This is a genomic window from Rhodohalobacter halophilus, from assembly GCF_001715195.1.
In the GTDB taxonomy this organism is placed as follows: domain Bacteria; phylum Bacteroidota; class Rhodothermia; order Balneolales; family Balneolaceae; genus Rhodohalobacter; species Rhodohalobacter halophilus.
Window position 1 is genome coordinate 78,203 of the sequence record NZ_MDWE01000036.1, and the last position, 11,941, is coordinate 90,143.

The 11,941-nt window shown below is 44.1% G+C and carries 10 protein-coding genes; 2 read left to right on the forward strand and 8 right to left on the reverse strand.

From position 1 onward, the window contains the following. Positions 1–21 precede the first annotated feature (21 nt). From BG260_RS10345 to BG260_RS10355, 3 genes are all read right to left on the reverse strand, one after another. Positions 22–3,243 (reverse strand): TonB-dependent receptor, encoded by a 3,222-nt coding sequence (locus tag BG260_RS10345; protein ID WP_069132370.1) that lies wholly within the window; start codon positions 3,241–3,243, stop codon positions 22–24. 207 nt (positions 3,244–3,450) lie between these two features. After that, on the reverse strand, positions 3,451–4,143 hold the full coding sequence (locus tag BG260_RS10350; protein ID WP_069132372.1) for a TIGR04283 family arsenosugar biosynthesis glycosyltransferase: 693 nt from the start codon (positions 4,141–4,143) through the stop codon (positions 3,451–3,453). After that, positions 4,140–4,745: a TIGR04282 family arsenosugar biosynthesis glycosyltransferase gene (locus BG260_RS10355; RefSeq protein WP_069132400.1), complete on the reverse strand. Its 606-nt coding sequence runs from the start codon at positions 4,743–4,745 to the stop codon at positions 4,140–4,142. The genes BG260_RS10350 and BG260_RS10355 overlap by 4 nt, the downstream gene beginning before the upstream one ends. A 200-nt stretch (positions 4,746–4,945) precedes the next feature. Here BG260_RS10355 and BG260_RS10360 point away from each other — a divergent pair, with 200 nt between their 5' ends. Next, positions 4,946–5,410, forward strand: a complete 465-nt coding sequence (locus BG260_RS10360) for a hypothetical protein (RefSeq protein WP_069132374.1) — start codon at positions 4,946–4,948, stop codon at positions 5,408–5,410. 76 nt (positions 5,411–5,486) lie between these two features. On the opposite strand, the gene BG260_RS10365 is transcribed toward BG260_RS10360, so the two are convergent. The 5 genes from BG260_RS10365 to BG260_RS10385 all read right to left on the reverse strand — a co-directional run bounded on the left by BG260_RS10365 (position 5,487) and on the right by BG260_RS10385 (position 11,049). Then, positions 5,487–6,665 (reverse strand): MBL fold metallo-hydrolase, encoded by a 1,179-nt coding sequence (locus tag BG260_RS10365; protein WP_245683951.1) that lies wholly within the window; start codon positions 6,663–6,665, stop codon positions 5,487–5,489. 142 nt (positions 6,666–6,807) lie between these two features. Continuing rightward, positions 6,808–8,901, reverse strand: a complete 2,094-nt coding sequence (locus tag BG260_RS10370; RefSeq protein WP_069132376.1) for a DUF349 domain-containing protein — start codon at positions 8,899–8,901, stop codon at positions 6,808–6,810. Positions 8,902–9,086: 185 nt separating this feature from the next. Beyond that, complete coding sequence (locus BG260_RS10375) at positions 9,087–9,908, reverse strand: mechanosensitive ion channel family protein (protein WP_069132378.1); 822 nt, start codon at positions 9,906–9,908, stop codon at positions 9,087–9,089. Between the two features lie 153 nt (positions 9,909–10,061). Then, positions 10,062–10,565 (reverse strand): Dps family protein, encoded by a 504-nt coding sequence (locus BG260_RS10380; protein WP_069132380.1) that lies wholly within the window; start codon positions 10,563–10,565, stop codon positions 10,062–10,064. Positions 10,566–10,698: 133 nt separating this feature from the next. After that, positions 10,699–11,049, reverse strand: a complete 351-nt coding sequence (locus BG260_RS10385) for a hypothetical protein (RefSeq protein WP_069132382.1) — start codon at positions 11,047–11,049, stop codon at positions 10,699–10,701. Between the two features lie 165 nt (positions 11,050–11,214). Here BG260_RS10385 and BG260_RS10390 point away from each other — a divergent pair. Beyond that, the coding region (locus BG260_RS10390; RefSeq protein ID WP_141691574.1) for a S46 family peptidase at positions 11,215–11,941 on the forward strand (727 nt) is incomplete at its 3' end.

Consider the following 11,941-nt stretch of genomic DNA (forward strand, 5'->3'; position numbering starts at 1 on the left):
AAAATCGGTTTTCAGCAAACTTTAGAAGTTATACTTCACTGAAAACTGCATTTGCCATCTTGAACCGAAGTCGCTGACGTTATATCGCCTATCTTCTGTTACGTTTTCAGGATCAAAGAAAACTACCGGCTTATCCAAATCTGCATTTGTCAGACCTAAGCCCGGATTGTCGTCAATGAAGTCCTGATCTACATACTGTTGAAAGTCAAACGCACGATAGTTATTAAAGCTAACGCCTTTACGCACGCCCCACTCAGAGTTCAGGAAGTTAAGCACATTAATCATACTGGCGCTAAACTCAACAGACTGGCCATTAAAAGTCTCAACTAGTTGACTTACTTTGAAGTCAAGGAAGTTTGTCCATGGCTCTCGAGCTGTATTTCGATCCACGTGTGTTCCACGATAGTCACTCAGTGAACTCTCACTGGATAACCATTCGTCAAACTCATTCCAGTTATTGCTCATCAGAATAACTTCACCCTCTTCTGCCGGAACATAGATCAGGTCGTTGTCAAATCGCCCGTCACCATTTGCATCTCCGTTGTAAATCCAACTGTAAGGTGTTCCGGAACGTCCATCATAAACTAATGAGAAGGTTGTTGCGAAGCGGTCCGCCCATGTTAATCTATAAGATGCAATACCAAGAATTCGATGTCTTCTCTCAAAATCGGCTGTACCAACTTCAGGATTGTTTACATCTACGTTCTCGTTGTATTGCCAGTTAGAAATTGCACGACTGGAAGTACCGTTATTCACGTTTTTCGCTCTGTTATAGGTATATGCAAATTTCGTGAATAATCCGCTCTCAAAACGTTTTTCCAATTCAGCAGTGATGCTATACTGATATCCTTTATTGCTGTTCTTAAGGAGCAGCGCATTAGTGAAGTTAGGATCCTTTCTGGATGGATTACCTGATGCATTTCCGAATCTGGAGTTAAAGAAGATGTCTCCATATATCGGACGTCCATATGCAGATGTTCCTTGCTGAACAAGATTGATGTTTTCAAATACTACATCATTAATTGCTTTAGAAAAAACACCTTCTAATGTACCACGGATACCAAAAGGCAACTCCTGATCAACAGCTAAGTTAGCCTTGAATGATTGTGGATATTTAAAATCATCCGCAATCAGGTTAATCTCAGATGTTTCGATTGGATCAAGAACATTACTGGTGTTTGGTGTCGGTTGGTTATCCGGATCCGGAGAAAACAATCCATCGAATCTACCAAAGTTTGTTCCGGTATCAATACGCCCGTAATCTACTCCGGTGTTACTGTACTGATTAGAGATCCATACAAATGGAGGAGTTCCTGAGAAGATACCTGCACCACCACGAACCTGCGTTGTTCTGGCTCCCTGACTGGCATCCCAGTTGAATCCGAATCTTGGTGCCCACAATATATTCCCTGAAGCAACTTTATCTGTAGAGTAACCTGGGAATGCGACCGGTACCTGTGGATTAAATGTAGGATCGTCTGGCAATACCGGGATATCAATTCTCAATCCGTAGGTTAATGTCAGATCGTTGTTCACTGTCCATTTGTCCTGCGCATATAGACCAAACTGCATACCTGTAAAGTTCGCGGTTGGGCTTCCGCCTGGAAGCAGATAGCTGTGCTGGTAACTTACAGGGTCGCCGGCTTCAAGATCATCGATATCGAAAAATGTATAAGTACCGAATGCATCCTGAACAAACAGGTTATCAAATGTAAAGATCTGATTACTCGTACCCAATGTCAGTTCGTGTGCACCTGAGATGTAAGTGAAGTTGTTTGTGATCTCAATCAGGTCCTGGTCCAAAGCGTTTGCCTGTGAGAAACGCTCAACCCCGGCATTAATAGCACCGAAGTTACCCGGACTTACTGATGGGTCATCGTAAGGAATACTCACGGTTACACTTGGAAATCGCTGTGCAGGAACATCTCGGGAATCACGAATGGCTGTGTAAACTACCCGAGCTTCATTAAACGCATTGTCACTGATTCTACTTGTCAATTCTGCAACAACAGAGTTCTGCTTACTATTGAAGTTGTACTGACGATTGGAGAATGTGAATGAGCTTGATCCACGGCTGATACCACGGTTTGCAATTGCATCTACATAGTTATACCGGAAACTTAGTTTGTGATCCTGGTTGATATTCCAATCAAGCTTAGCCAATACTTTGTCGTTATTTGTATCAGTATCTAAAGGTGATGTAAATGCACCGGGATCGTAATTATATGTATTTATCAACACATCTTTAACTTCCTGAAGAGTTGATGACTCAAATCCGATCACGTTAGGTGCTCCACTGCCTAAAATTCCGCTTGTAATAGGACTGGTTTCACGCTTGAACTCAGCATTCACGAAGAAGAAAAGCTTATCCTGAATGATTGGACCGCCAACATTCAAACCGATGTAACGCTCGGTGAAGTCAGGGAAATCATTGGATTCGTCCCCGTCAATCTCATAATTCCCTACCAGGTTTTGATTTCTGGTCTGGAAATAGACAGAACCTGTATATTCGTTGGTACCACTCTTGGTAATCGCATTAACCTGACCGCCGGTAAATCCGTTATTGGTCACATCAAATGGAGCGATATCTACGTTAAACTCAGCAATCGCGTCGATACTCAGTGGAGAACCTACCCCTGCCTGAGATCCCGGAGTTGCATCACCCAATCCAAAGACGTCGTTGAGGGTCGCACCGTCAACAAGAATGTTGTTGTAACGGTCATTCGCACCACCAAAACTGTTTCCGCTTGTTAGCTGAGGGGTCAGACGGGTAAAGTCTCCCAGAGAACGGAAAACACTTGGTGTGGTTGCAATATCTTCACTGGAAATATTGGTTCTTGCACCGGTTCTGTCTGAGTTAAAAATCTGATCTGCAACCGCTGTCACAGAAATCTCTCCTAATTCAAGTGAACCCTCTTCGAGCTCAAAGTTAAGAGTTACACGCTCACCCAACTCAATTCTGTTGATCTCTTTGATCTGAGAATTAAAGCCGATGAAAGTCACTCGCACCTCATATGGACCGCCTACACGTACATTTCTGAGTGTATATCGACCGTCAACACGGGTGGTCGTACCATATTCTGTTCCGGTTGGCATATGCACAGCAACCACGTTGGCTCCCGGCAACGGCTCACCCGTCACATCTGTAATTGTTCCTTCAATCGACCCGGTTGTGGTACCCTGTGCGAACACAGAAATTGGTAACACAAGCAGTGCGACGAATAGTAGTAAATATCGTTTCATAAGTAGCGATATATTTGCGTTAGCTTTTTGATTTTTAGTAGTAGTCAGGAATATAACAGCTGTATGTTAACCGACTATTAAATTCGGCGAAAAGGTAAAGATTTTTCGGCGTGAATTGAACTGCTTGCACAAGATTATAACATTATAAACTCCCCCTGAAATTTCGCCCCTCTTTTTTCTCCCCTGCACCTTTCTGTCCCGCAACTATTAAGGCGAAACACACCTTCTGTAGAACCTTACAAGATCCTTCTGGCTTGCCCCAAGGTAGTAGCCCAGCCAAATTGCAGAAAAAATGATTTGAAGCTTAATGGGTCCGACTTCTATGTATTTTCTGGCAGAAGTTATCACCTCGCGGCCTGACAGATAAAAGCGCCCACAGCCGTACAGCCGTTTATAAATCTCCTGATCTTCCATTACCGTCAAGTTTTCATCAAATCCACCCGCTCTCTCAAAAACTTTTTTCCCCACAAACAGACTCTGATCACCAAATCGAAGTTCGGTCAGACGAAACCTTGTAAACCAGCTGTAGAAATTGAGCAGCGGATGGTTCCAGTCAAATTTCAGTCGAAAACAGCCAAAAGAGTAACCGCCTTCAATCGCTTCCGAAATCTCTTTGTCAAATCCGGGCGGGGGTTCTGAATCGGCGTGCAAGAAATATAGAACATCCCCTTCAGCAGCTTTTGTGCCGGCATTCATTTGAGCAGCCCTCCCTTTTTTTGAATGTACAATTTTTGCACCTAATCGCTGGGCTTCCTCAACAGTACGATCCGAGCTCCCTCCGTCAACTACAATAATTTCATCAACTAAACCAGACTCCAATCTTTTTAGTGATTGAAACCTCATTCCAATCTGTTTCTCCTCATTAAGTACGGGAATGATCACACTTACTCTTCCGCTCATAGCTTCAGCCGGCTTCTTTTTAAATCTTCCTCGTCATCAATGTCGTTCAACACCGGCAGCAGAGTGTAGGAATCCGACAGTCCATTCAGCCTTTTGATCGTCTCATCCAAGAGTGAACTCACACTCCATTCCATTTTTTCAAAAAGTTGTGGTATACACCTGCTCAACCCGATCAGGTAGTATCCCCCATCTTCTGCAGGCCCAATAACACAATCGCATCTCTTCAATTCTCTAAATCCCTTTTTGATTACACTCTCTGATATATCCGGACAATCACTCCCGATCAAGACAACCTCCTTGCATCCCGAAGAAAAACTCTGCTCAAAAGCATTTTTCATCCGATCTCCCAGGTCACCCCCCGACTGCACCGTTTTCTGATAGTTACTCTCATCAAATTGATCCCCGGTCTCCAAATGTATTGAGTAGCTCACTATTTTGGCGGCATCAATGTTTTCTGTTGCTTGACTCGTCAACTCCAGAAGCCTGTTATAAACCCGAAGAGCTTTTTCATTCCCAACGGTTGCCGCCAACCGGGTTTTAACATTACCGACTGTTCGATTTTTGACAAATATGATCAAATGCCGACGATTTCTATCACTCATATCCAATTTATCTAAATCATAATTCATGAAGATCAAAGCCCCTCAGCCTAAACGATTGCGGAACTTTTATTTACAATTATTGTTTAAATTCTAAATGTTCACTCAATTAACTGAAGTTCTTTCTAACCGGGGATTTTATATTTGTTACTTTTTTATTCGGTTGAATGATCTTCACACAAAGAAAAATAAAACCTAATTCAATGAACAAGACAAAGATTACAATTCTTGCGTTTGCACTTGCACTTCTTTTTGGAGCCGTCTCAACCATCGAGGCTCAATCGCGATACAGCAATACCGAACTCGGAGTCATTTTAGGGGAACCCACGGGTATTAGCTTTAAAAGCTGGCAATCTGACAATACAGCCATTGATGCTGCATTAGCCTGGTCTTTTGGCGAGAGCGGCTCTGTTCATCTTCATGCTGATTATCTGCGCCATAAATGGCTGGATGTAGAAACCGGCAGCCTTGCCTTCTACTATGGTTTGGGTGCCAGAGCGGTGTTTGCTGACGACTCAAAATTTGGAGCTCGTATTCCGGTTGGCCTCCAATACCTGTTCCCTGACACCCGCCTGTCTATGTTTTTTGAAGTCGCCCCAACACTCAATTTAATACCCGATACTGACTTTGGGGTTAACGGCGGAATTGGTGTTCGTTTCTTCTTATAAACGATCAAAATAACTACATACAAAAGGCGACACTTATTAAGTGTCGCCTTTTGTTTTTCCTAAAGCTACTGAAAAATCAGGATACGTTTAATTTGGTGCGATTTACCTTCTTCTCATCCTTTACAATCGGAATCCTGATTTCAGCCCCCTCTTTTGTCAGGCAGATATTTTCAAACGGAGCCCCAACATACTGCTGGAGCCGCCGATCCCTGCTACGTAGAGATTCATCATCCGTATCCGGGTCGTGGTGAGTCAAAAACAGATTTTTAATTCCTGTAGGCTTCACCACTTCAATAACCCGTTCCCATGCAGAGTGCCCCCACCCTTCGCGCTCTTTATACTGCTGAAGGGTATACTGAGCATCATGAATGAGAATATCCGCCCCCTCAATAAACTCCTGAAACTTCTCAATAAAACGGATCGGAGTCGTTTTCAGGGGCAGTTCATTATCGGGAGAATAAATAATCGTGCGGCCGCCAATCTTTATCTTATAAATCGCTGTTTTTGTAGAGTGATTTGCAACAAGGTACTCGATAGAGTAGTGGTCGTAATCCACTCTCTCTTCAGATTGAGTAACATATTCAATCGTTGCATCGAGCATATCAAGCGTTACAGGGAAAAAAGTTTTTGTAAGATGGCCGGATAAAATTTCCTGTGCCCCGCCCCGATACTGCTCCGGCAGGTGGATCGAAAACTTGTTGTTCTTGTCATAAAACGGTTTAAAAAATGGAAATCCCTGAATATGATCCCAGTGAGGGTGAGTAATAAAAATTCTTCCGTTACAGCTGGTTTCATTTCTCCGGGCAAGGTGATTTCCCAGGTTCCGGATACCGGTACCGCTATCAAATATGAGCAGCTCCTGCATTCCGGGCGCGTCGATCTCCAAACAGCTTGTATTCCCTCCGTATTCAATATTTTCAAAATTGGCACACGGGGTGGAGCCGCGAACTCCCCAGAATCGGATACGTACGGATGGCAACAGAAGCTCACGAGCTGAATTGATCAGAGATTCTGTTTCCCGCACGATCTGAAATTGATTAAACAGCGAGAGGGCACCCAGACCCTGATCATCTCTGGTGCCCAAGTAAATTACCGGTACAAAACGGAGCCCCGGAAGCAATTTGATCACTTTTTCAAAACGGGAGCTGTTACCGTCAAGAAAGTTTTTTTCAACAATCAGAATATCAGGCTGCCTGGCTGTAAATACCCGCTCGGCATCATCGATATTATGAGTAAAGTGTCCTTCAACTCCCAAAGACTTTACAACATCACGGAGCGTAGGCTCCGCCGATTTTGCAGCAAGGATGTGAGCGATATTTGAATGATGATTTTTCAGGATATAGCGATGATACAGAGTAACATGTAAGCCCCAATTTATCAGATATTAGAGAGAGCTGCTATGAGTCTTTTTTAATCTGGTCGATCTCTCGCTCCAAATCTGCCAGTGTATCTTCTTTATCAGCCAGATCGTTTTCTGCTTTCTCAATCTTCTTCTTCACATCATCCAATAGAGAGCTGGATCCGCCGGTTGGTTTAAAATAACTTAACGACTCTTTCATTTGCAGAACTTCGCTGTTCAGTTTGCCAATCTCTTTTCGGAGTTTGCTGATGTCGTTCTGCTTTTTTCTGATGTCTGCAATATCATCCGCAGAGAAGTTCTCTACATTTTCCCTGCCAACCACATCAACAGCCGCTTTTGCAGCCCGGAAACGATCATAAATCACATCACAGGTTTCACGATACTCTTTCCACATGCGGTTTTTGTGCTTAATTGGCACATAACCTGCCTTTTTGAACTCCTCCTGAAGCGGTTTAGCTTTTTCAACAGCCTCAATCGGGTCGTCATGATCTTTCAGAGCTTTCAGCTTATCCAGAACATCTTCCTTCTCTTTCAGATTATCTTTCCGCTCCTCTTTTACCTCTTTGAAGTGATCGCGGCGGCGGTCGTAAAAGTAGTCCATCGCCCCTTTGAACTTCTTCCAGATTTTACCGGACTTTTTCTTGGGAACCGGACCGATCTTTTTCCACTTCTCCATCAGGTTCTGGAGTTTCTGGTGGGCAGAGTCCCAATCCTCCGACTCTTTCAATTCATTCGCTTCTTCAACGATCTTCAGCTTCTCCTCATAGTTCTCCTCTTCCTGTTCTCTGAGCAGATCCAGGTTTTCTGATTTCTTCTCGTTGAATGCATCCGTTGCCGCCTTGAAACGGTCCCACATTTCATTCTCATCTTTCTGAGGGAGATTTCCAACCTTTTTCCATCGGCGGTGCAGTTTATTTACCCGTCGTGCAGCATCGGCCAGATCATCCGCATCGAGGAGTGCTTCAGCTTCATCTATCAGCTTTTTCTTTTTGGAGAGAAACTTCTCTATTTGATCACGGTATTTCTTGTCGTGTTTAAACCGCATGGAGTGGAATGTATCCTGAGCCTCGTGGTAACGCCCCCAGACTTCACGGTTTTTATCAGCCGGAACGCGGCCAATTTTACGAAACTGTTTAGTCAGTTCATCAAACTTATCCTCCTGCTCCTTCCAGTTCGATGACTCATTCAACCCGGAAACAAAAGCTTCCATTTTTTCCAGGATTACGAGTTTCCCGGTCAGGTTATCCTCTTCTTTTTGCTTCTTTTTAACCAGGCGATCTACCTTATGTTCATCGAATGTACTGAGCAGGGATTCAAATTTAGACTCCAGCTTTTCAGCTTCATCCGCCGGAACTGATTTGATCTGCTCCCAGCGGCCTTTAATTTTCCCAACCTCTTTTGTGTGGCTCCACTTCTTCTCATCCACAATCTCTTTCAGCTGACTGAGCAGCTCTTTTTTCTTCTCCAGGTTTTCGAGACGTTTTCTCTTCTGTTCCTCGTAGTGAGCCTGCTTTTTCTCTTCAAATTGCTCACGAAGTTCATCAATCTTCTCTTTTATCGGCTTGATGTCTGCCTCGCCCGGGTCCGGCCCCTCAGTCCAGGAGTTGTCAATATTGTCAAACTCCATCGAAACGTATGCCCAGTCGGTCATCTCAATCAGCTCTTCAGCCTTTTCACTAAGCGCTTTGTAATACTCTTCCGGGTCGGTCTCTTCACTTTCCGCGTCTGTCTCATCTGTTGCCTCTTCCGATTCAGCCTCAGCCAACTCTTTCAGCTCCTCAAAGCGTGTTTTCGCAGATTCAATCAGCTTTTCAAAGTCCCCGATCGCTTCAGCCTCTTTAAACTCTTCGATCAGAGATTCCAGTTTCTCTTCAATCTGCTCGGGACTGTCCGCAATCTCACGTTCAGCATTTTCAAAAAAGTTATTCACTTTCTGTTCAAGGTTCGAAAAAGCTTTCTGGAACGCTTCAATTTGAGCCTCCACAGAATCTGCATCAACTGTTGCCAATGTTCGCTCATCAAACAGGCTTGTCTTCTTCAGATTCACATCTCCCTCTGATGTCACATAGACAAAATCGTTTTCAAAAAGATGTTGATTTTCGGCGGGTTGGGTATTCTTTGAATCAGTCAAAACAGATCGGATCTTTTAATTGCAATATTACGGCTCAGGGCCTTCTTACTTAGCTTCTTAGTTTAAACAAGTTTCATTATGGAAGCAACCTCCAATTATGCATCAGGAGTTCGGCAACACGTTTTTCATACATAAAAAGAAAGCCCCGGAAATTCCGGGGCTTCTTGAAACGGATCAACTTTTGATCAATTCTGTTTAAACAGATGTACATCTCGCTGTGGAAACGGAATACTGATTCCGTTTTCGTCAAATCTCTCTTTCACCTTTTTCGTGGTATCAAACCGCAGCGGCCAGACGTTTGCAGTTGCTGTCCATGGACGCACGTTAATATCCACCGAGCTGTCGCCCAGATTTGCCACGGCAATTTGAGGAGCCGGGTCTTCCAGCACGCGATCATCTTCGCTCAGCACCTGCCTGATGATTTCGATCGCTTTATCCATATCGTCACCGTACCCGATTCCAAACTGCATATCCACACGGCGTTTATCAAACCGATTCATATTCTGAATTTCAGACCCCCAAACCTTAGAGTTGGGCATGGAAATACCGATGTTATCGAAAGAGTGCAGTTCTGTTGTAAACAGTCCAATCGCATCCACAACGCCGGTGGTTCCGCCAATATTCACGGCATCGCCTATTTTAAATGGCCGCAAGATCAAGAGCATAATTCCGGAAGCCACATTACTGAGCGTGCCCTGCAAAGCCAAACCAACCGCAAGAGCCGAGGCACCAAGTACCGCTACAATACTGGTAGTTTCTACACCAAACTGGCCCAGAACGGCAAGGATTGTAATAATCAAAATTAATATTTTTGTGGTCTGCCCCAGGATAGGCACCAGTGTGTTATCCACACCTTTCGCTGCCTGCCCCTTTTTCATTACTTTCTTTTTCGCCCAGCCGGCCAGCCACCAGCCCAGCAGCAAAATAACGACCGCTCCCACCACACTCAGGCCGTGTTCTACAAACATCGGAGTTAATTCTTCTATTTGTCCTTCCAGATTTTCCATAGTTAGTTAGATTAAGTTAGTATTGAAATACTTTTCGATGATTCAGTGCTAATCCCCGTAATGCTTCATTTTTCAAAGTATTGCCCTCCTTCATTATATGAAATAAAAATGTCCGGTCTTGAACTTATCAAAACCGGACAAATAACCGGGTATTTATTCCAAATGGCTGCGCAACATCCAGGCTGTTTTAGAGTGGACATCCAGCCGTTCGGTTAACAGATCGATTGTAGCCTCATCTCCGGCCTCTTCGCAAGCCGGCAGCACTTCACGAGCGGTTCTCAAGATGGTTTCATGATCAACAGCCAGTCGCCTTACCATCTCCATAGCATCGGGCTGATCGGAGTCCTCCTCAATAGATGTAATCTCTGAAAACTCCCTGAATGATCCGGGTGCGCGATAGCCGATGGCGCGAATTCTTTCAGCAATTTCATCAATCGCTTCGGCAAGTTCAGAGTATTGCTCCTCGAACATTTCGTGGAGCGAGTGAAAGAGCTGTCCGGTAACGTTCCAGTGATAGTTATGAGTTTTTAGATAAACCATATAGCTATCGGCCAGAACCTTCGACAGACCTTCCGCGATCTTTTTCCTGTGTTGATCCGCGATGCCGATATTTATGCTCATCTTCTCTTTTCCGTTTATTGTTTGAATTTCAGACATGACGTTCATTGATATTTATTCATCTTAATTGTTCTCCAATTATGACAAAGTTCGGCCCGACATCATTCCCTCTCAAGTTCCGGCTTACAGACGAACTTCCGGTCTCATAACTTCTTTAAACAGAAACGGTTACTCAGGCGTCGATTTGATGAACTTCTTTCAGAATGGCTTTGGCGTTTTTGTCTTTGCCCTGCATCACCCGGTGCTGAAGATTGGTGATAATCTCAGGTTCTGCGCGGTCATACGCCATCTCCTTCGCCTCTTTTTCCGTACCGGTTCTCAGTAGGTCATAAATATCATCTGCCCGTACAATGCTGTAAATATCGTCATCATTGAAGGCGTGAGAGCGCAAATCCTCAAACTTTTTGAACAGCTCAGGAAATTCATTGCTATTATCGGCTCTATCTACAACTTCAACATCTTCAGGTCCTTCGGCACTGAGGGGTGTCTTGCAGATATAGTAATATTTTTGCTTATAAATCATCTGTTTGTCTGATATCTTTATATTTTAGGCGAATATACAACAATTGTATCAAAATTCTGACTTTATGGATCATTGAAACGATGGGGTTTCAATATATCCACTTTTATCATCCGTCTTAGTATAGCTATTGAAGCCGGTCAGAATCAACAATCGATTTTCGGGGTTATGAAATTTAGAATAACGGGCTCACTTCTCAGCGCACTCCTCATATTTACCTCCTGTTCCACACAGAGAGAAGTTGCAATATTCAGCCCAAACGAGCCAACACCCGATCATTCAGGCATGTGGCTGATGCCTCAATTAACTGATATTCACACCACGTTCTCGAACAGCTCCATTAACCTCCGCCCGAATGACATCTATAATCCGGAAAATGCCTCTATTCACAATTCAATTGTTCGGATCAACATTGAACCAAATGGCGGCGGAACGGGATCGTTTGTATCGCCAAACGGACTGATTTTAACCAACCATCACGTTGCCTACGATGGAATAGCTACGGCCTCAGGCCTTGAGAACAACTTCTTACAAAGTGGCTTTTATGCCGAAAAACCTGATGAAGAGATCCCGCTTGCGGGTTATACCCTGCACATCCCGATTCTTCAGAAAGATGTAACCAATGAGTTCAACAACCGAATCCCCGACCATCTTCCTTACCGGAATAAGGCACAGTTGCGGGAACAGGTTCGGCAGGAGATGATTGAACACCATCAAACCAACAATCCCGACCTGCTGGTTGAAGTGAGTGAAATTTTGAGCGGTAATCGCTTTATTCTTTCAACCTATAAAGTCGTCCGGGATGTTCGCCTGGTGTACGCACCCGAAGAGGCCATCGGCAAGTTTGGCGGAGATATTGACAACTGGATGTGGCCGCGACACACCGGAGACTACA